General features: G+C 65.8%; 19 protein-coding genes and 1 pseudogene. 11 read left to right on the top strand and 9 right to left on the bottom strand.

Features of this window, described 5'->3' with window-relative positions; all coding sequences use genetic code 11:
• Nucleotides 1-120: 120 nt before the first annotated feature.
• Nucleotides 121-1294, top strand: a pseudogene (locus ACSKB9_RS18370) (thiolase family protein).
• A 73-nt stretch (nt 1295-1367) separates the two neighbouring features.
• On the opposite strand, the gene ACSKB9_RS18365 reads toward ACSKB9_RS18370, so the two are convergent.
• On the bottom strand, nt 1368-1826 hold the full coding sequence (locus tag ACSKB9_RS18365) for a MarR family winged helix-turn-helix transcriptional regulator (protein ID WP_438074720.1): 459 nt from the start codon (nt 1824-1826) through the stop codon (nt 1368-1370).
• A gap of 82 nt (nt 1827-1908) precedes the next feature.
• Here ACSKB9_RS18365 and ACSKB9_RS18360 point away from each other — a divergent pair, with 82 nt between their 5' ends.
• From ACSKB9_RS18360 to ACSKB9_RS18350, 3 genes are all read left to right on the top strand, one after another.
• Entirely contained in the window at nt 1909-3342 is a 1434-nt protein-coding gene (locus tag ACSKB9_RS18360) for an MFS transporter (RefSeq protein WP_438074718.1), read from the top strand.
• Between the two features lie 180 nt (nt 3343-3522).
• A complete protein-coding gene (locus tag ACSKB9_RS18355) occupies nt 3523-5196 on the top strand; it encodes a mucoidy inhibitor MuiA family protein (protein ID WP_438074716.1) in 1674 nt (557 codons plus the stop codon).
• Nucleotides 5197-5365: 169 nt separating this feature from the next.
• Complete coding sequence (locus ACSKB9_RS18350) at nt 5366-6202, top strand: enoyl-CoA hydratase-related protein (RefSeq protein WP_057017942.1); 837 nt, start codon at nt 5366-5368, stop codon at nt 6200-6202.
• A 187-nt stretch (nt 6203-6389) separates the two neighbouring features.
• Here the strand turns inward: ACSKB9_RS18350 and ACSKB9_RS18345 are convergent, their stop codons facing one another.
• The 5 genes from ACSKB9_RS18345 to hemP all read right to left on the bottom strand — a co-directional run bounded on the left by ACSKB9_RS18345 (nt 6390) and on the right by hemP (nt 11032).
• Nucleotides 6390-7742, bottom strand: a complete 1353-nt coding sequence (locus ACSKB9_RS18345) for an esterase-like activity of phytase family protein (protein WP_438074714.1) — start codon at nt 7740-7742, stop codon at nt 6390-6392.
• A 239-nt stretch (nt 7743-7981) separates the two neighbouring features.
• A complete protein-coding gene (locus tag ACSKB9_RS18340; protein WP_438074712.1) occupies nt 7982-8773 on the bottom strand; it encodes a heme ABC transporter ATP-binding protein in 792 nt (263 codons plus the stop codon).
• Entirely contained in the window at nt 8770-9870 is a 1101-nt protein-coding gene (locus ACSKB9_RS18335; protein WP_438074710.1) for a FecCD family ABC transporter permease, read from the bottom strand. Before ACSKB9_RS18335 ends, ACSKB9_RS18340 begins: the two co-directional genes overlap by 4 nt.
• Nucleotides 9867-10817 carry a heme/hemin ABC transporter substrate-binding protein gene (locus tag ACSKB9_RS18330; RefSeq protein ID WP_438074708.1) on the bottom strand — a complete coding sequence of 317 codons (951 nt, stop codon included), beginning with the start codon at nt 10815-10817 and terminating at the stop codon, nt 9867-9869. Before ACSKB9_RS18330 ends, ACSKB9_RS18335 begins: the two co-directional genes overlap by 4 nt.
• 8 nt (nt 10818-10825) lie before the next feature.
• On the bottom strand, nt 10826-11032 hold the full coding sequence (gene hemP / locus ACSKB9_RS18325; RefSeq protein ID WP_438074706.1) for a hemin uptake protein HemP: 207 nt from the start codon (nt 11030-11032) through the stop codon (nt 10826-10828).
• Here hemP and ACSKB9_RS18320 point away from each other — a divergent pair.
• From ACSKB9_RS18320 to ACSKB9_RS18290, 7 genes are all read left to right on the top strand, one after another.
• Nucleotides 10950-11171 carry a hypothetical protein gene (locus ACSKB9_RS18320; protein WP_438080654.1) on the top strand — a complete coding sequence of 74 codons (222 nt, stop codon included), beginning with the start codon at nt 10950-10952 and terminating at the stop codon, nt 11169-11171. The two genes, hemP and ACSKB9_RS18320, sit on opposite strands and share 83 nt — an antisense overlap.
• A 112-nt stretch (nt 11172-11283) precedes the next feature.
• Nucleotides 11284-13629 (top strand): TonB-dependent hemoglobin/transferrin/lactoferrin family receptor, encoded by a 2346-nt coding sequence (locus ACSKB9_RS18315; RefSeq protein WP_438074704.1) that lies wholly within the window; start codon nt 11284-11286, stop codon nt 13627-13629.
• 147 nt (nt 13630-13776) lie between these two features.
• The gene (locus ACSKB9_RS18310; RefSeq protein WP_021080657.1) at nt 13777-14109 is read left to right on the top strand and encodes an antibiotic biosynthesis monooxygenase family protein; all 333 of its coding nucleotides are present in this window, start codon (nt 13777-13779) and stop codon (nt 14107-14109) included.
• Nucleotides 14106-14630 (top strand): heme utilization cystosolic carrier protein HutX, encoded by a 525-nt coding sequence (hutX, locus tag ACSKB9_RS18305; protein ID WP_253606893.1) that lies wholly within the window; start codon nt 14106-14108, stop codon nt 14628-14630. Before ACSKB9_RS18310 ends, hutX begins: the two co-directional genes overlap by 4 nt.
• Before the next feature lie 223 nt (nt 14631-14853).
• A complete protein-coding gene (gene exbB / locus ACSKB9_RS18300) occupies nt 14854-15591 on the top strand; it encodes a tonB-system energizer ExbB (RefSeq protein WP_438074701.1) in 738 nt (245 codons plus the stop codon).
• 3 nt (nt 15592-15594) lie between these two features.
• Nucleotides 15595-16041: a TonB system transport protein ExbD gene (exbD, locus tag ACSKB9_RS18295; RefSeq protein ID WP_438074699.1), complete on the top strand. Its 447-nt coding sequence runs from the start codon at nt 15595-15597 to the stop codon at nt 16039-16041.
• A gap of 3 nt (nt 16042-16044) precedes the next feature.
• A complete protein-coding gene (locus tag ACSKB9_RS18290; RefSeq protein WP_438074697.1) occupies nt 16045-16866 on the top strand; it encodes a TonB family protein in 822 nt (273 codons plus the stop codon).
• 178 nt (nt 16867-17044) lie between these two features.
• Here the strand turns inward: ACSKB9_RS18290 and ACSKB9_RS18285 are convergent, their stop codons facing one another.
• From ACSKB9_RS18285 to ACSKB9_RS18275, 3 genes are all read right to left on the bottom strand, one after another.
• On the bottom strand, nt 17045-17887 hold the full coding sequence (locus ACSKB9_RS18285; RefSeq protein WP_016840579.1) for a carbohydrate ABC transporter permease: 843 nt from the start codon (nt 17885-17887) through the stop codon (nt 17045-17047).
• Between the two features lie 46 nt (nt 17888-17933).
• Nucleotides 17934-18890 carry a carbohydrate ABC transporter permease gene (locus ACSKB9_RS18280; protein ID WP_026193343.1) on the bottom strand — a complete coding sequence of 319 codons (957 nt, stop codon included), beginning with the start codon at nt 18888-18890 and terminating at the stop codon, nt 17934-17936.
• 127 nt (nt 18891-19017) lie between these two features.
• On the bottom strand, nt 19018-20364 hold the full coding sequence (locus ACSKB9_RS18275) for an ABC transporter substrate-binding protein (protein ID WP_057015596.1): 1347 nt from the start codon (nt 20362-20364) through the stop codon (nt 19018-19020).
• Between the last annotated feature and the right edge of the window lie 81 nt (nt 20365-20445).

The raw sequence follows: 20445 nt of genomic DNA, 5'->3' as shown, positions 1-20445 counted from the left end.
GGTCCCGGAGGCGGCGTTTGTCGTTCCGGGACGTCCGGTATTGCTGTTGCGCCTGCCGAAAAATGTGTACGAACGGGTCACGACGCGCCACAATGACCGTCATCTCAGAGGGAGAAAACAATGCGTGAAGCCGTAATCGTTTCCTACGCGCGCACCGGCCTGGCGAAGTCCGGCCGTGGCGGATTCAACATCACCCCGCCGATGTCGCTCGCCGCGCACGCCATCAAGCACGCGGTCGACCGCGCCGGCGTCGACAAGGAGTATGTCGAGGATTGCTATCTCGGCAATTGCGCGCATGGCGCGCCGAACATCGGCCGCCAGGCGGCGCTGCTCGCCGGCCTGCCGAAGTCGACCGCGGGCGTCTCGGTGAACCGCTTCTGCTCGTCGGGCCTGCAGACCATCGCGATGGCCGCCAACTCGATCCGTTCCGACGGCTCCGATTGCATCGTCGCCGGCGGCGTCGAGAGCATCTCGATTCCCGGCGGCGGCTCGCCGAAGGAATCGATCGATCCGGACCTGCTCAAGACCGCGCCCGACATCTTCATGGCGATGATCGATACCGCCGACATCGTCGCCGAGCGCTACAAGCTCAGCCGCGAATACCAGGACGAGTATTCGCTGGAGTTCGCAACGCCGCATGGCGGCCGCGCAGCAGGCCAACAAGTTCAAGGACGAAATCGTCCCGATGAAGACCAAGATGAAGGTGGTCGACAAGGCGACCAAGGCCGAGTCGATCGTCGATTACGTGGTCGATCGCGACGAGTGCAACCGCCCCGAGACCACGCTGGAGGGCCTCGCCAAGCTCGAGCCGGTCAAGGGCCCGGGCAAGTTCATCACCGCCGGCAATGCCAGCCAGCTCTCCGACGGCGCCGCCGCCGTGGTGCTGATGGAGGCCAAGGACGCCGAGAAGCGCGGCCTCAATCCGCTCGGCCGCTTCGTGGCCTGGGCCTCGGCCGGCTGCGAGCCCGACGAGATGGGCATCGGTCCGGTCTTCGCGGTGCCGAAGCTGCTCAAGCGCCACGGCCTGAAGGTGGACGACATCGATCTCTGGGAGCTCAACGAGGCGTTCGCCAGCCAGTGCCTCTATTCGCGCGACCAGCTCGGCATCGATCCCGAGAAGTATAACGTCAATGGCGGTTCGATCGCGATCGGCCATCCCTTCGGCATGACCGGCGCCCGGCTCACCGGCCACCTGCTGCAGGAAGGCCGTCGCCGCAAGGCCAAGTGGGGTGTCGTGACCATGTGCATCGGCGGCGGCCAGGGCGGCGCCGGCCTGTTCGAGATCTACAGCTAAGCGCGATCGACACTGATCGTGTGCGAACGAGCGGCCCGGCGGCAACGCCGGGCCGCTTTTCATTTGGAGCCGGCTACCTCGCCGGTGAGGTAAGCGCGCGCTCGTCAAACTCGAGCGAGGCAATCAGTTCGAGCGTCTGCCGGAGATCGGCGGCCTGCCTTGCGCCGAAGCCGGTCTCGAAGCGCTCCTGCGCCTTGAGCCATGCGGCCTGTGATTCCTCGAGCCTGGCTTCGCCGCGCTTGGTGAGCCGCACCAGCCGGCTGCGCCGGTCGCTCTTGTCGACGGTGATGGTCAACAGACCGTCGCGCTCGAGCGGCTTGAGGTTGTGGTTCAGCGCGGTGCGGTCGAGCACCAGGGCTGCGGCAAGCTCGCCCATCGTCGGCGCGCCCGACCGCCTGACATAGACCAGAATCGCCCGTTGCGTGCCGCGCAGGCCGGATGTCGCAAGGACCTGATCGTAGAGCTGCGACACCCGCCGCGTCGCCTTGCGCAACGCCGTGAGATTACACCGGCTGGGTTCCGTTTTCGCCATCGCTGCCTCCGATGGACTTGACAAATACATGCATATGCACCTAATGGCAATAGATGCATATGCACGTATTTCGGAGGGTGTGATGTCGGAGGTAGAGGCGGAGACCATCGATCTGGTCGTCGAACCTGATGCGCGGCCGCGGTCCGGCGTCGCCACCGCAACCCCGCGCCAGGTGCTTGCGATCGTGTCGGTCGGAATTTGCCTCGCCAATCTCGATCTGTTCATCGTCAATGTCGGGCTGCCGAACATCGCGCAGGAATTTCGCTGCGCCTCGCTTGAGGATTTGTCCTGGATCCTCAATGCCTACGCCATTGCCTACGCGGCGTTGCTGGTGTTCTTCGGCCGGCTCGCCGAACGCCACAGCCGCAATCTCAGCTTCCTGCTCGGCGTCGCGCTGTTCACGGCCGCGTCGGCGGCATGTGCGCTTTCGTCCAGTGTCGAGTTCCTGGTCGTCTCCCGCGTGGCGCAGGCGGCCGGTGCGGCATTGATGACGCCGACCTCGATCGGCCTGCTGCTGGCATCATTTCCGCCCGAGCAGCGCGCCGGGGCGGTGCGCACCTGGACGGCGATCGGCGGCCTTGCCGCCGCACTGGGCCCGCTCGCGGGAGGCGTCCTGGTCACGTTCGACTGGCGCTGGATCTTCATCGTCAATGTCCCGATCGGCGTGGTCGCGCTTGTCATCGGCTGGCTGAAATTGCCCGAAGTGCCCGGTCACGACGTGCCGCGCCCGAGTTCATGGGCGGCGCTGCTGGTGACCTCGGGTATCGGTGCGCTGACATTTGCGATCGTGAAGGCGAACGATTGGGGATGGAGTTCGCGCGGCGTCGTGCTCGGCTTTGCCGTCGCGACCGTCTCGCTCGCCGCCTTCGCGTGGCATTGCCTCAGATCGAGGAATCCCTTCGTCGATCCTGCACTGTTCGCGGTCAGGCCGTTCACCGGCGCGTCGCTGGTGATGGCGCCTTATTCGGCGGCCTTCGGCGCCATGTTGCTGTCCTGCGCGTTGTGGGAGCAGACGGTATGGGGCTGGTCGGCGTTGAAGACCGGCCTTGCAATCGCCCCCGGTCCGCTGATGGTGCCGATCACCTCGCTGTTGTTTGCCGGCCGGCTGATTGCGCGGTTTGGCGCCGCGGCCGTAGTCTCCGCCGGAATCCTGCTGTTCGCGGCCGGCCTCGCGATCTGGGCGACGCTGCTCGGGGCCGACCCCAATGCGTCTGCCGTCGTCGCGGGCGTGATGCTGATCGGTATCGGCGTCGGGCTGACCTTTCCGACCCTGATGGGCGTCGGCGCCGGCGCGCTGCCGCCATCGTCGTTTGCCACCGGCTCCGGCGTCATCAACATGATCCGGCAGGCGGCACTGGCGATCGGCGTCGCGATCTTCGTCGCGATCCTTGCAACGCCGGTCTCGATGACCGAGCGGATCGCGGCGTTTCAGCGCGGCTGGTGGATCATGATCGCGATCACCCTGGCCGGCTTCGTGCCCAATTATCTGTTCATCCGGCGCAAGGCAGATCGCTAAGGTCCGAAAGACATCGCCGCGCCATGCGGCGGCCGCGACGGTGCCATCGTGGCGCCGCAGGGAAACCCCAATCGAACCAGTCCCTTCCTCGCTGCGTCTCACCACGAGAAACGGCGCGCCCTCGAGCCCGGCGCGCCGTTCGTCTCGCGCGCGATGCGGCGTTTTTTCCGGAGGGATGTCATGTGTAAAATTGCGAATTATCTTGTGACCACCAGCCTGGTGCTGGCGGGTACGCTGGTTGCCGGGCCGCTGCATGCGGCCAATCTCGATGCGGCCTCGCAGGTCGATGCCGTGACCGTCTATCCCGATGGCGCGAGCGTCGCTCGCGTCATCACGCTGGACCTGCCCGCCGGCGACAACACCCTCATCGCCAGGGATTTCCCGATCGGGCTCGATCCGTCCTCGCTGCGGGTCGAAGGCGAGGGCGGAGCGAAGCTCACGATCGGCGCGATCGATACAAAGCTGCCGCAGCCCTTGCTGCCGCCAAATCTTTCCGAGATCGACAAGCGCATCGAGGCGCTCAACGATGAGCGCGCCGATTTGCAGGGACTGATCAGCGCGGCCGAGGCGCGGCGCAAATTCGCCGAGCGCTTTGCCGAAGCGTCGCCCGCGGGCCTCGGCGAGAAGGGCGAGGCGCGTCCGCTCAGCGAGTGGCGCGCGGCGTTCTCGGCGGTGGCCGACGAGGTTGCAACCGCCGACAGCGCGATCCGTGACGCCGAGCGCAAGATCCGTGTGATCGACCGCGACCTTGCGCAGCTCGCAGCCGATCGCACCAGCAAGCCGCCGAGCAAGGTCGAGGTGCGGATCGACGTCGCCTCGCAGGCGGCGACCAAGGCGACCTTGCGGGTTACCTATGCGGTTTCCAACGCCCGCTGGACGCCGCTCTATGACGCCCGGCTCGACACCGGCGCCAAAGACCGCAAGCCCGCGATCGAACTGGTCCGCCGTGCCGAGATCACCCAGTCGACCGGCGAGGACTGGTCGAACGTGGCGCTCGTCGTCTCCACCGTGCGGGTCGCGCGCGGCGGCAACGCGCCCGACCTCCGCTCGCTGATCGTGCAATATCCGCAACCGCCGCGGCCGCTGGCGAAGCTTTCGGGAGAGGCCAGCATGCGCTCGCGCGAAGCGCTGGCGCCCGCGCCGGCCGCCGACGCGGTTCAGCAATTCCGCTTTGGTGGGGGACGCATGGACGAACTGGAAGCCACCGCCGAGGTCGGCGCCTTCCAGGCCACCTTCAAGATTCCCGGCCGCGTCAGCGTTGCCGCCAATGAGGGCGCCAAGAGCCTGCGCATCTCGACGGCGACGATAACCCCTGATCTCGCGGTTCGCGCCGTTCCGGTGATCGACCCGACCGCGTTCCTGGAAGCGAGCTTCGTGCAGGCCGACGATGCGCCGCTGCTGCCGGGGCAAATCTCGATCTACCGCGACGGTATCTTTGTCGGCCGCAGCCGGATGGCCACCGCCGCCAAGGACGAGACAGTGCGGCTCGGTTTCGGCGCCGACGACAAGGTCAAGATCGAACGCACGGTGGTGAAGCGCAACGAGGGCTCCGCCGGCCTGATCGTGACCACGTCGAAGACCGACGAGCGCGCCTTCAAGACCACGGTGCGCAACGGCCACGACTTCCCGATCAAGGTCGCGATCCAGGATCAGCTCCCGGTCAGCGAGAACGACGATATCGTGGTCGAGATGCTGCCGTCGTCGACGCCGGCGACGACGACCAACCTGCGCGACAAGCGCGGCGTGCTGGAATGGGCGTTCGAGGCCAAGGCCGGCGAAGTCCGTGACATCAATTTCGCCTGGCGGATGCGCTGGCCCAAGGACAAGGGCGTCGTGATGGTGCCGGCGGGCTAGAGCCCGTGCCGGGGCTCTAGCGTTGTTGCTTGACGCGTTTTCTTCACGCGAACCGGAACCCACTTCGCTTGAAAACGCTATGAGGACCTGCGTCATCTGCCGATGACAACCCTGCCGATCTCGGGCATCACTTTGCCAAAGGCAACAAAGCCTGAGATCGGGAGGATCCATGAGCTACCAGCACATCATCGTCGATGATCCGCGTCCGCGCGTCCGCCGCATCACGCTGAACCGCCCCGAAAAGCGCAACGCGCTGAACAATCGCCTGCGCGGTGAGATCTTCGAGGTGCTGGAGCAGGCCGACCGCGATCCGGAAATTTCGATCTCGATCCTGCGCGGCGCCGGACCCTGCTTCTCGGCGGGCTACGATCTCTCCGCCGACAATCGCGTCGACCAGCCCTATCACTCGGCATCCGGGCCCGGCCAATGGTCGCGCCATGTCGTCGAGGGCTGGTTCTCGATCTGGGATCTCGCAAAGCCCGTGATCGCGCAGGTGCACGGCTATTGCCTCGCCGGCGGCACCGAGCTCGCGACCGCTTGCGACGTGGTCTACGTCGCCGACGACGCCCAGATCGGCTATCCGCCGGTGCGGCTGATGAGCCCGCCCGACATGCAGTATCACCCGTGGCTGGTCGGCATGCGCCGTGCCATGGAATTGATGCTGACGGGCGACGCGATGTCCGGCCGCGAGGCCGCCGAATGGGGCTATGCGACCCGGTCGTTTCCGCTCGCCGAGCTGGAGACGAAGACGCTGGATTTCGCCGAGCGCGCGGCCAAGGTGCCGATCGAGCTGCAGCAGCTCAACAAGCGTAGCGTCCACCGCGCGATGGAAATCATGGGCGCCCGCGCCGCGATGCGCGCCGGCACCGAGATCCAGGCACTGGCCTTCACCACCGAGGCCAGCAAGGCCTACATGGCGGGCTTCCGCCGCGACGGCGGCAGCGTGAAGGCGCAGCTCGACCAGCGCGACACGACGTTCGGAGATTACCGGACGAAGAAGGAGTGACGTGGTTTGCCGCGCGCGCTGACCGGTGCGGCGATAATGGCCGGTTTAAATTCGCTGTCATGCCCCGCCTTGAGCGGGGCATCCAGTACGCCGCGGCCCATCCACTAAGTTCGGACGTCTCTGCAATACTGGGGTCGCCCGGCCGAGCCGGGCGACGACACTGGTGTGATCGGCGAGAGCAGCCCCGTCACTTCGCCTTCAGGAACTCGCCGACTTCGAGCAGCACGAACTCGTCGTCATCGGTCTTGTTCGGGTCGCGGCTCGAGGAGAATGGCAGGTTGTTGTCGTTGCCGACGATGATGTGGGTGTCGTCGACCCGGTCGACGTTCTCGATGGTGAAGAACGGGAAGGTGTAGACGCCGTCGTTGAGCGGCTTGCGCGCCTTCTTGTTCGGATCGCGGATCTTCATCAGGTCGATATAGGCGATCTTGCGCACCGGCTTGCCGACATTGGCATCGGACAGCTCGATCTTGTAGACGCGCTTGAACTTGGCGAGGTCAGGGAAGCAGTTCTCGCCGCGCTGGCCTTGCGGGCAGGCCTTGTCGGCGGTGCCTTCGCCATTGTCGCGCTCGATCACGAGGCCCTGGGCCGAATCGATCATGTTGAAGTCGCCGATCGCATTGCCGTTCTGCTCGAACACATACTGCCAGTAGCGTCCGGTGAACTTCTCCGCCGCGACGTCGAATTCCAGGATGCGCGAGGCTTCCTTGCCGTCGACCTTCTCCCAATCCTTCTTGTCCGCATCCCACAGCGGCCCCTCGAGCAGGCCGTAGAGGAACTTGCCGTCCTTGGAGGACGCAAAACCTTCATAGCCCTTGGAGCGGCGCAGGTTGACGTTGGTGTAGCTGGCGCCGGGCGCGCCGGGCGACTGCACCGCCCAGTGATCCGGCGAGCGCACCGGCTTGCCGTCGGCGACGGTCTCGAACACGGCGAGGATCTTGCCGGTCTTGTCGGCCTTGAGGATGTAGGGCCCGAATTCATCGCCGATCCAGAAAATGTCGTTGATGATCTGGAAGCCTTCGGTGTCGAAATCGGCACCGGTCAAATAGCGCTTGGCGGTGTCCTCGTGGACGATGCGGAACGGCACCTTCCTGTCGGGATCGTGCAGGAACACGGTCTCCTGACGCTCGATCTTGCCGCTCGCCCAATCGATCTTGTGCCGGTTCAGGTACAGCATCGAGTCCGCCGAGTTGTAGCGCGAGCCCATGCCGTTGTCGGTGATCACCCAGAACGAGCTGTCGGACATCACCTTGATGCCGGAATGGCCTTGCAGCGGCTGGCCCTTGAACGGCAGCGACACGCCGGTCGGCCGCTCGTACGATTTGCCCATCACGGTGCCGATGGCGTCGACGCGCTTGCCGGTGGTGTATTTGCCCGAGGTCTTCAGATCATCAGGGGCGTCGGCGGGCGCGTCGATGAAGCTCTCCGCCGGCATCGCGGCGTGTCCCGCCAGCGTCGCCGGGAATTCGCCCTCACCCTGCGCGAACGCCGATGTGGCGAGCAGGATCGAGGCGACGGAGCAGAGCAGGGACAGGCGCATGGTTGATCTCCCAAAGGATAAACGATGCGGTGTTCTCCGAGCCGCCTGTTACAGCCGCCTGACAGTTTTGTGAACCGCGGATGTTGCGGCGGGATAAGGCTTGCGGCGTTACGTCGCCTCTCTCCGTCATGCCCCGGCCTTGTGCCGGGCATCCACGTCTTTGTTGCAGTTAGAGAGGAAAGACGTGGATGGCCGGGACGAGCCCGGCCATGACGAATAACGGGACCATCGTGAGGCGGTTAGATCGGCCGCATCGTTTGCGGCAGCAGGAACGGTACGCCGTCTCCGGTGTAGGCGATCGCAGCGTCGATCTCGAAGATCTCGCGCAGCGTCTCGGTCTTCATCGCCGCCGTACGGTCGCCGTCGACGGCAAGCCGGCCGCGGTGCAGCAGCAGGATGCGGTCGGCGAACCGCATCGCGAGGTTGAGGTCGTGCAGGATCGCGATCACCGCGGTGCCGCGGGCGGCGCGCCGCCGGGCCGTTTCGACCAGGTCGATCTGGTGCCGCAGATCGAGGCTCGAGGTCGGCTCGTCCAGCAGCAACAGTCCCGGTCCATGCAGCGCTTCGCCGCAGGCGAGCTGCACCAGCACGCGGGCGAAATGCGCCCGCTGCTGCTCGCCGCCGGACAGTGTCGGCAATTGCCTGAAACGGAAACGCGCGAGCCCGACCTCGTCGAGTGCCGCCTCGACCAGCGCCCGCGCCACGGCACGCGGGCTTTCGCCTGCGCCCATGCTGACGATTTCCTCGACGGTGAACGGGAAGGTGACGTTGACGTGCTGCGACAGCATCGCGCGGTGCTGCGCCAGCGCGCGCGGGCCGTAAGCTTGCAGGTCGCGCTGCCTCAGCCTGATCGCTCCGCGCGACGGGCGCAGGTCGCCCGACAGCATCCGCAGCAGGGTCGATTTGCCGGCGCCGTTGGGACCGACGATCGCGACCATCTCGCCGGCGCCGATCTGCAGCGACACCGCATCGACCAGATCGGTGCCGCCGACCGTCATCGATACCGACTGTGCTTCGAGCAGGGCCGTCATAGCGACACCAGCCCGCGCTGCCGCAGCAGCATGGCGAGGAAGAACGGCGCGCCGATCGCTGCCGTCAGGATGCCGATCGGCATTTCCGCGGGTGCCACGATGGTGCGCGCCACGGTGTCGGCGCCGACCAGGAGGATGGCACCGAGCAGTGCGGACGCCGGCAGCAGCAGCCGATGCGCGGGCCCGATGACGAGCCGCAGCAGATGCGGCACCACGATGCCGACGAAACCGACCACGCCGCAGACCGAGACCGCGACCCCGGTCATCGCCGACACCAGCACGATCGAGATCCGCTTCAGCCGTTCGACGTCGACGCCGCTGTGGAACGCCTCGGCCTCGCCGAGCACCAGCACGTCGAGCCCGCGCGCGATCGAGAGGCAGGCGACCAGCGCGACCGCCAGCACCGGCGCCAGCGCTGTGAGCTTGCTCCAGGTCGCGCCGCTGAGCGAGCCGAGCAGCCAGAAGGTGATGTCGCGCAGCTGGCGGTCGTCGGCGACGAACACCAGAAGGCCGATGCCGGCATTGGCGATCGCGGCGATCGCAAGCCCGGCCAGCAGGAAGATCGCAATCGATGTCCGGCCGCCGCGGCTGGCGATGCCGTAAAGCACGATGGTCGTGATCAGCGAGCCGGCAAAGGCCGCGATCGGCAGCAGCTGGTGTTGCAGGAAGCGCAGGCTTTCGCCGAGCTGGCTGTCGGTGAACACGATCGCGGCCGCCGCGGCAAACGCGCCGCCGGAGGAGACGCCGACCAGCGCGGGGTCGGCGAGGGGATTGCGGAACAGGCCCTGCATGATCGAGCCTGATACGGCAAGGAGGCCGCCGACCATCGCCGCCGCCGCGATCCGCGGGATGCGGATCGACCACACCACGAGCTGGTCGCGTGCGAGCAGCGGGTTGGCGACACGATCAGCCCATAGCCCAAGCGCTGCCGGAAGCCGCGCCATTGGAATGCCGGCGGCCCCGACCGTCAGAGCGACCAGGACGGTGCCTGCGAGCGCCGCAAGCAGGCAGAGCAGGGTGAGTGTCGCGGCCGGCCGCAGCGACATGCCGGCGCGCCGTTGTTTCGCACGCCCGCGGCGTTCGGCCAGCACGCTCATTGCCGGCAATTCGCGGTCAGCGCGGCCGGCCTGAAGTTGTCGGCCTCCGGCGCCAGCGCCGGATAGAGCTTGACCGAGAGGTCGCGTGCCGCGGCCGCGGTGCGCGGCCCGAAGCCGAGCAGATAAAGGCCTTCCATCGAGATGAAGGCCTTGTTGGCCGCGACCGGCGTCAGCGCGAAGGCCGGATGCGCGAACACGGCATCCGACGTCAGCGAGTCCTTGCCGCGATCGATCGACAGCACGACATCCGGTTTCGCTGCCACGATGGCCTCGTCATTGACCGGCTTGTAGCCGTCGTAACCGTCGATGGCGTTGACGCCGCCGGCTAGCCGGATGATCTCGTCTGCGGCGGTCTTGTGGCCAGCGGCCATCGCCCGGCCATTCAACAGCGACATCACGAACATCACGCGCACCGGCTTGGTCACCTTGGCGCGCAACGTGCGCAATTGCGCGAGATCGCTTTCCACGGCCGCGGTCAGGCAGGCCGCACGCGGATCGGCGCCCATGGCGTGGCCCACCAGTCTGATCTTCTCGACCAGCCCGGCCTCCGAAAACGTCTCGGGCACCAGCACCAGCGGCACCTTGGCCGCCTCGAGCACGTCCATGGTCTCCTTCGGCCCGGAGCCCTGCACCGCGAGCAGCAGCGACGGGTGCAGGCCGAGCACGCCCTCCGGCGACAGCTGGCGCATATAGCCGACGTCGGGCTTCTCGCGCAGCGCAGCCGGCGGATAGAGGCTGGTCGCATCGACGCCGACGATGCGGTCCTCGAAGCCGAGCGCATAGAGGATCTCGGTGATCGCGCCGCCGATCGAGACGATCCGCGTGGGATCGTCGATCACGACGTCACGGTCGCGTGCATCATGCACGGTGATGCCCTCGGCAGTCGCTGCACTGATCGGCAGCAGACAGGAGAGCGCGAGCAAAGCGAGCGTGCGACAAATTGTCATTGGGGCCGTCACTTGGTCAGGATCAGCTTGTTCTGCGAGGTCAGCCGCAGCCGGTAATGCTCCTCGCCGTGCGCGATGATGATCTCGCGCTCGGTCGAGAACAGGTCACGGCTGTCGAGGCGATTCCCGCGCATGACGAGCGTTTTGGTCGCGTCAGACGCTGATACGGCCTGCTTCCCGGCCGCACCGATATTGTCTCCGGAAGTTGCCGACATTCTCGTGGTGCTGCGCCTTCGCAATCTTCAAATGGTGCTTGCTTGTATAAGCGGGCGAAGGCGCATTCCAACGGCCGCACTTTACAATCGATATAAACAGCGCCGCCGCATTCTTGACCGTTTTGTTGCCGGCTCGTAACCAATCCTCACGCGATGCAAGCGGTGGCTTGATCGCGATGTAGCCAGCAAGCCGCTCGTCGGAGAGCGCACGCCAGCCAAACCAGAAAAGCGATGATCAGGCTGGGGCTAGAATGGCTGACGGGGCTAGGGTTTCGCGCGCCTTGATTTTGAGCGCGTCGGTGTTCTCATTTGCGGCAGCACTGCCGGAACGCGGCTTCGCGCAGACCGCCGATCCGTCGGCTGCGCGTCCTTCGACCGAGCGGCCGAAGCAGGCCAAGCGGAAGCCGAAGCCGGCGGCCGAAGCTCAGGCGGCGCCGGCGGCGATGAACGCGCGGGCGCAGATCGGCGCGGTGCCGGTGCAATCGCTCGACACCATCACGGCGGTGGCCTCCAAGACCGAGGAGCGCGCGATCGATGCGCTGGCGCCGGTCAGCTCCGTCACGCTGGAGAAGATCCAGGGCCTGCAGCCGAACCGGCTCTCCGATATTTTCTATAACGTGCCCGGCGTCTCGGTTCAGGAGCGCGGCGACGATCCGGCAACCGTCATCAACATCCGCGGCTTGCAGGATTTCGGCCGTGTCGCTGTTGTCGTTGACGGCGCGCGGCAGAACTATCAGCGCACCGGCCACAACGCCAACGGCTCGTTCTTCCTCGATCCCGAATTGATCGGCGGCGTCGACGTGGTCCGCGGCCCGACCGCGAACATCTACGGCTCCGGCGCGATCGGCGGCGTAGTCTCATTCCGCACCAAGGACATCGACGACGTAGTGCGTCCCGGTGAGCGCTGGGGTGTCGACATGTCGGGCTCCTACGGCACCAACAAGGACCGCGGCATGGGCTCCGTGTTCGGCGGCGTACGCGTCGATCCGAATGTCGATGTGTTCGGCGGCGCGGTCTATCGCACCCAGGGCAATTACAAGGACGGCGCGGGCACCGAGATCGGTAACACCGGCAACGATATCGCGGCCGGCCTGATGAAGGTGACGTTCCGCCCGGCCGAAGGCCACGAGTTCAAGATCGGCGGCATCTTCCAGGACTACCAATACAATATCGGTCAGCCGAACCGCGGCCCGACCACGGCGGCGGCGCCGCTCGCCGCGATCGCGGGCTCCTCGGTCTATGCCTCCGACGCCAAGAACTACACGGGCACCTTGAGCTGGCGATATTCCAAGCCCGACGACATGCTGTTCGACTGGAATATCTCGGTCTACGGCAACCGCACCGACAACGACCAGGTCAAGACCTACAACAACCGCATCACCACCGGCGGCGGGGTCTGCACGCTCGCCAATCCCGGCAACAACATCTCCGGCTGCGTCGGCGACAAGCGCGGCTATTTGCTGGATACGGTTGGTGTCGACGTCAACAACACCTCGCGCTTCAATTTCGGCGACTGGCGCAACGCCGTGACCTACGGTTTCGATGCCTTCCGTGACGATGTCGAGACCTTCGATTCGCGCGGCAATTCCAACATCACGACGCCGGGCGGACAGCGCACGGTGTCCGGCGGCTTCGTGCAGCTGAAGCAGAACTATTCGACCTGGCTCGAGCTGATCAGCGCTGTCCGCTACGACCACTACGAGCTCAATTCGATCAACACCACGACCAGCGGCGACCGGCTGTCGCCGAAGATCACGCTCGGCGTCACGCCGGTCGCCGGCTTCACGCCCTATGTCAGCTATGCCGAAGGCTATCGCGCGCCGTCCATCACCGAGACGCTGATCGCGGGCGGTCACGCCACCGGCGGCGGGCCGGCGCTGTTCAACTGCCCCGACGGCACCAGCGGCCTGTTCTGCTTCCTGCCCAATCCAGCGCTGCGGCCGGAGGTCGGCAAGAACAAGGAAGCCGGCATCAACCTGAAATATGACGGCATCTTCACCGCGAGCAACTCGTTCCGCGGCAAGGTCAACGTGTTCCGCAACGACGTCGACGGCTATATCGATCTCGTCGCCTCGGCGCCGACCCTGACGCCGTTCGGGCGGTTCAGCCAGTTCTACCAGTACCAGAACATCGCGCACGCCCGCATCGAGGGCTTCGAGCTCGAGACGATGTATGACGCGGGCGACTGGTTCGTCGGCGTCGCCGGCCATCTGATGCGCGGCCGGAACACCCAGACCAATGTCGGGCTCGCCACCATCACGCCGCGCAAGGTGACGACCACGGGCGGCGTCCGCCTGCTCGACCGCTCGCTGATCGTTGCCGCGCAATGGTCCTCGTTCGGCGCCAACAACGACCTGCCGGCGGGCTATCTGCCCTCGACCGGCTACGAGCTCGTCAACCTCTATCTGACCTGGAACGCCACCAAGGACATCACCTTCACGGCGTCGGTCGACAACCTCTTGAACCAGTACTACCGGCCTTATGCGATCCCGGGCTCCTCGACCGACGGCACGACGCAGAACGACGTGCTGTTCTCGAGCCCCGGTCCGGGCACCGTTTACAAGGCCGGACTCAGGATTCACCTAGGTGGAGCGTAACGCGAGACGCCGATCATTCCATCCAGGTTGCTCCGGCCGCGCTGGTGCCCCCAGCGCGGCCTTGGCGTATTCCTTGGCGCGTTCATGTTATTAACGAGATCAACCGGCAGGATCCGGGCATCCGCCGTCAAACAGGAGAGAGTTTTCATGTTCATCGCAATGAACCGGTTCCAGGTGATCAAGGGCAAGGAGCAGGCGTTCGAGACGGTCTGGAAGACGCGCGAATCCTATCTCGGCGATCTGCCGGGCTTCATCGAATTTCATCTGGTGAAGGGCCCCGAGGCCGAGGACCACACGCTCTATGCGACCCATACCGTCTGGGCCAGCAAGGCGGCGTTCGAGGACTGGACCAAATCCGATGCGTTCCGCCGCGCCCATTCGCGCGCCGGCAACGAGACCGGCGGCAGCCTCTATCTCGGGCATCCCAAATTCGAGGGTTTTGAGGTGCTGATCACCGAGCGCGCGAAGAGCCCGGCATGACGGAGACGGCCGTGCAGAACGCGGAGCTTGCCGGATTGAAGGCCTATATGGCCGACAATCCCGGCACGGTCATCGAGGACGTCGCGCGCGAGCGCAAGGTGACGCCGCGCGCGGTGCTCGAGGCGCTCCCCGAGAGCATGGTGCGGATCGGTCCCGGCGAGTTTGCCGCCGCGATGCAGGACATCGCGGAGTGGGGCGAGGTGACGCTGATCGTGCATACCGATGACGCGATCTTCGAGTTCACCGGCGCCATTCCGAACGGCGAGGTCGGTCGCGGCTATTTCAACCTGATGCAGCCGAAGGGCCTGCACGGCCATCTGAGGCACGATCGCTGCGCGGCGATCGCGTTCGTCGAGCGGCCCTTCATGGGCAAGGTGTCGGCGTTCATCGCCTTCATCAATCGCGACGGCGGCATCATGTTCAAGGTGTTCGTCGGCCGCGACGAGACGCGCGCGCTGCGTAGCGATCAGCTGGTGCGCTTTCATGCGCTGGCGGACCGCCTCGCACCGAACGCGGGCTGAAGATTTCTTCTCCCTCTCCCCGCTTGCGGGGAGAGGGTCGGGTGAGGGGACCCTCCGGGCACCGTGCTCGTGGAGAGTCCCCTCACCCGGCTCGCATCTTGCGATGCGATCCGACCTCTCCCCGCAGGCGGGGCGAGGTGAGATGCGGTTGGAGGTGAGTATGCTAATTCGCACGTTTGGCAGAAGTAGCCAGCTATCAATCGTCGTCCAGTTGATTGCGGTCGTGACTGCATCTCTCCCAAGCAGTAGCCTTGCCGCATCCGACGCCGCACTGCTGCCGCGCAACCTCTCGCCCTGGGGCATGTTCGAAAGCGCCGACATCGTCGTGAAGGCGGTGATGGTTGGGCTCGCCTTCGCCTCGCTCGTCACCTGGACGATCTGCCTCGCCAAGACCGTCGAGATCCGCCGCAAGACCGCGCTCGCCCGGCAGCGGATCGGCCTCCTTGAGCGCGACACCCAGCTTGCCGAGGTCGAGCAGGCGAGCCGCGACGGCAGCGATGCGGTAGCGCAGATCGTGCAATCGGCCTCGCGCGAGGCTGCGCTGTCCGGCGGGATGTTCGACGACGGCTTCAAGGAGCGCATCGCGCTGCGGCTGGAGCGGGTCGAGGCGGCGATGTCGCGGCAGATCGCGCGCGGCACCGGCGTATTGGCGACGATCGGCGCCACCGCGCCGTTCGTCGGCCTGTTCGGCACGGTGTGGGGCATCATGAATGCCTTTATCGGCATCTCCGAGGCCCACACCACCAATCTCGCGGTGGTCGCGCCCGGCATTGCCGAGGCGCTGCTTGCAACCGCGCTCGGCCTGGTCGCCGCTATTCCGGCGGTCGTGATCTACAATCACCTCACCCGTTCGATCGCGTCCTACCGCGCATTGCTTGGCGACGCCTCCGTCATGGTGATGCTGCTGGTCAGCCGCGAGGGCGATCGCAGCCTGTTCCGGCTGGCGCGCGCTGCGGAGTAGCCGATGGGCGCGAAGCTTGGCACTGGCGGCGCGTTCGGCGGCCGGCGTCGCGGCGATGACGATCTGGTCGAGGCACATGAGATCAACGTCACGCCGTTCATCGATGTGATGCTGGTGCTGCTCATCATCTTCATGGTGGCGGCGCCGCTCGCCACCGTCGATCTCGGCGTCGATCTGCCGACCTCGACCGCCGAGCCGCAGCCGCGGCCGGACAAGCCGGTGTTCGTCACCGTGAAGCCCGATCTCTCCGTCGCGGTCGGCGAGGACGTGATCGCGCGCGAGACGCTGACGTCGACGCTCGATGGCGCCACGCAAGGCAGGAAGGACGAGCGCATCTTCCTGCGCGCCGACAAGGCGGTCAGCTATGGCGATCTGATGGAGGTGATGAACCTGCTGCGCAACGCCGGCTATCTCAAGATTGCGCTGGTTGGCCTCGACGGGCGTAGCTGATCCATGAATGCGTACGCGCTTCATGATGCGGGCGACGAGATCTGGCTGCGGCGCTGGGGCCTGTCGGTGGCTGCGATCCTGGCGGCGCATGCGGCAGTGCTCGCGGTTGGCATGAGCTGGGTCCCGGCGCCGCCGCCCGGCGTTGCGGTGTCGGCGGTGCTGGTCGATCTGACGCCGATCACCTCGGCGCCGGAGATTTCGGAGACCGAGCTGCCGCCGGGGCCGGCGATGCAGGAGGCCGACGCGTCGCCGCCGGAGCCTGCCGCCGCGCAGCCAGTGCCGCAGGAGATCGCGCCGACGCCGATGCAGGAGAAGCCCGACGTCGTCGCGCCGCCGGAACAGAAGCAGCAGATCACGCCGCCGCAACCCGAGCCCGCGAAAGTCGTTCCGGAGACGAAGGTCGAACCGGTCAAGCCGAAAGTGGTTCGTCGGGAAGCAAAGCAGCCGTCCGAGGCAACCCCGGCACCGCGCACCAGCGCGCCGAGCCGCGCCGAACGGCAGGCGCCGGCTGCGTCCGCGATCAGCGCCGGCGCGGCCGCGTCAGCGATCGCCGCTTATAACGCCCGCGTCCGCGCGCATCTGTTGCGCTTCCATTCCTATCCCGCAGGCGGCAACGGCCAGCGCGGCGTCGTCCGCCTGGTGTTCACGCTCGGCCGCGGCGGGCAGGTGCTGTCGAGCCATCTCGGCGGCTCCTCCGGCAATCCGACCTTCGACGCGCGCGCGCTGGCGATGGTGCGCCAGGCCCAGCCGTTTCCGGCGTTTCCGTCCGAGATCACGCAAGGCTCGATGGGTTTTTCCGTGCCGGTCGCGTTTGTGCCGCGGTAGTGTCAGATTCTTGTTGATCCAGGCCGCGCTTCCTTCCCCGTCATCCTGAGGTGCGAGCAGAGCGAGCCTCGAAGGATGAATCGGCCACCGGCGGGGCCGTGCATCCTTCGAGGCTCGCCGAAGAGGCTCGCACCTCAGGATGACGGAGATAGAGCGAATTGCGCGTACCTGTGCCCAGTTACTCCTTCACCGCGCCGGTCAGCGACGACACGTAGTAGTCGACGAACAGCGAGTAGAACAGCGCGACCGGCAGCGAGCCGAGCAGCGAGCCGGCCATCAGCGCGCCCCACTGGTAGACGTCGCCGGTGACGAGCTCGGTCAGGATCGCGACCGGCACCGTCTTGTTGGCGCCGCTCTGGATGAAGGCGAGCGCGTAGATGAACTCGTTCCAGGACAGCGTGAAGGAGAAGATACCGGCCGAGATCAGGCCGGGCACTGCGAGCGGCAGCGTGATTCGCCACAGGATCTGCAACCGCGTCGCACCGTCGACCAGCGCGCATTCCTCGAGCTCGTAGGGGATCGACTTGAAATAGCCGATCAACAGCCAGGTGCAGAACGGCACCAGGAAGGTCGGATAGACCAGGATCAGCGCCAGCGGCGAATCGAACAGGCCGAACTGCACGATCACGGTGGCGAGCGGAATGAACAGGATCGACGGCGGCACCAGATAGGCGAGGTAGATGCCGAGGCCGACATAGGGACTGCCGCGGAAGCGCAGCCGCTCGATCGCGTAAGCGGCGAGCGTCGAGGCGAACAGCGACAGGAAGGTCGAACCGATCGCGACCAGCATAGTGGTCTTCAGCCAGCGCGGATACGCCGTGTCGAACAGCAGATGCTTGATATGCGCCAGCGTCGGCGAGGTGATCCAGAACGGATTGTGCTCCTTGTAGTTCAGCAGCTCCGCGTTCGGTTTGAACGAGGTGACCGCCATCCAGTAGAACGGAAACAGCAGGATCAGGATGAAGCAGGCGAGCGGCAGATAGATCATCACCACGCGCCGGGCGCGGGAGTCCCACGCCATCGTATCGGGCGTGGCGCTGGCGACGTTGGAGGATTGGGCTGCAACGTCAGTCATTGGCTTCTCCCTGCTGCCATTTGCGGCGCGCGAGGCCGAAGTAGCTGAACAATGTTGCGAACACCAGGAACGGGATCATCGAGACGGCGATCGCGGCACCCTCGCCGAGTTCGCCGCCGGCGATGCCGCGCTGGAACGCCAGTGTCGCGAGCAGATGGGTCGAGTTGACCGGGCCGCCGCGGGTGATGGCGTAGACCAGCTGGAAGTCGGTGAAGGTGAAGATGATCGAGAACGTCATCACGATCGCCAGGATCGGCATCATCATCGGGAAGGTGATGTAGCGGAAGCGCTGCCAGGAGGTGGCGCCGTCGAGCATCGCCGCCTCGTAGAGCGAGGGCGAGATGGTCTGCAGCCCCGCCAGCAGCGAGATCGCGACGAACGGGATGCCGCGCCAGATATTGGCGGCGATCAGCGAGAACCGCGCCGGCCAGGGCGAGCCGAGGAAGTCGACATTGCTGTCGCGCCAGTGCAGCACGTCGACCAGGAGATAGGAGATGATCGAGAACTGCGGATCGTAGATCCACCAGAATGCAAGCGCGGAGAGCACCGTCGGCACGATCCACGGCAGCAGCACGATGGCGCGGATCAGGCTCTTGAACGGAAAATGGTTGTTGAGCAGCAGCGCCAACCAGAAGCCGAGCGCGAACTTTCCGAAAGTTGCGATCGCGGTGTAGAAGATCGAATAGAACACCGCGTTCCACCACAACGGATCCTTGAGCAGATACTGGAAGTTCTCAAGTCCGATGTAGATGCCGCGCTGGCCGATCGTGGTGTCGGTGAAGGCGAGCCAGATGCCGAGGCCCAGCGGATAGGTGAGGAACACCAGCAGCAGGCCGATCGCGGGCGCAAGGCACATCACGATCAGGAACGGCTTGTAGTCGAACAGGCGCGCGAGCCAGCCCGGCTGGTGCAGCGCCGCGCCGCGTGAGGGGAGAGTGGTGACAGACATCAGGTTCTTGTCTCGGTCCGACTTCCAGGGTCATTCCGGGATGGTGCGTTAGCACCAGACCCGGAATCTCGAGATTCCGGGTTCGACGCTACGCATCGCCCCGGAATGACAGCGGCTTGAGTCGATCTTACCGGCCCTGCCGCCGGAAGTACCGCTTGGCGCGCTGTTCGGCTTCCGCGGCGGCGGCTTCGGGCGTTGCGGCGTCGGTCGCGACCGAGGCGCACATCTGCACCAGCACATAGTCGGCGTTGACGGCGCCGGTCGCGGTCGAGATCGGCCCCTTGTAGCCGTTGTAGTAGGGGCTCCGCATCGTGTCCTTGAAGATCGCGACCTTGGGGTCGCTCGACCACACCGCGGCGTCGGCATAGGCCGCCAGCGGCTGCGACCAGTAGCCGGAGTTGGCGTTGAGCCACGGCTCGTACTGTTCGTGCTCCAGCATGAACTGCAGGAACGCCTTCGCCGCGTTCGGATACTTGCTGTGCTTGAACACCATTGCGTTCAAGGTCAGGCCGGACATCGGAGAGGTCGGGGCCAGTCCCTTGATCAGGAACTGATGCGCGGTGTCGTCGGCGATCGCCTTGGTCGCGGGATCGTTCTTCAGCGAGAAATACAGCGAGACGCCGTTTGCGGTCAGGCCGATCTCCTGCGACGAGTAGGCGCGGTTGTTGGAAACGTCGTTCCAGGACGGGGTGCCGGCGATGAAGGTCGGATAGAGTTCCTTCAGATATTTCAGCGCCGCGATCGTCTCCTTGCTGTTGATGATGATGTTGCCTTCCTCATCGAGCAGCGCGGCGTTGTGCGACCACAACAGCCAGTTGGCGAAGCCGTTGCCGTCGCCGACCGCGTTGCCGAGTGCGAAGCCCGCGGGCTTGCCGGCCGCCTTCAGCTTCTTGCAGAGGTCGAGGAAGCCGGCGTGGTCCTCCGGCACCTTGTCGAAGCCGGCGGCGTTGACCAGCGACTTGCGGTAGACCAGCGGGCCGCCCGAGGCGCCGAACGGCAGGCCGACCCAGCTCTTCGACTTCGAGCGCATGCCGTACCGGCGCGCCAGCGTGAGCCATCCGCCATAGCGCTTGTCGAGATAGTCGGCGACATCGGTCAGCTCGATCAGCTTGTCGATATAGATGTGCGGCGCGTCGCCGAAGCCGATGATGATGTCGGGCCCGGCGCCGGAGTTCGAGGTCACGGCGGTCTGCTGGTTGATGTCCTCCCAGCCGACGAAGTCGACTTTGATCTCGACGCCGGTCTTGTCGGTGAATTTCTTGGCATTGGCGCGGAACACGTCCTCGTCGGCCTGAACGAAGCGCACCGGCCGCAGCATGCGCAAGGTGGCGTCCTTTTCGATCGGCAGCGACGGCGCCGCGACGTCGGCTGCCTTCACCTTCGACGCCTCCTGCGCCGAAGCGCCGGTGACCGCCAGCGCCGCCGCGGAAGCCCCTAGCACCAGCGCGTCGCGACGCGTGATCTCGTACTTCATGTCGTTCTCACTCCCGTTCTTATTGTTTCGTTGTTGTTTTTCCTTCCCGGCGTTTGGCCGCCGGTGAAGGTGTCTTGGTCT

The sequence above is a fragment of the Bradyrhizobium sp. BR 1433 genome, assembly GCF_051547665.1.
Lineage (GTDB): Bacteria > Pseudomonadota > Alphaproteobacteria > Rhizobiales > Xanthobacteraceae > Bradyrhizobium > Bradyrhizobium australafricanum.
Note: the sequence above shows the minus strand (reverse complement) of the source record. Positions and strands in the feature narration are given on the sequence as shown.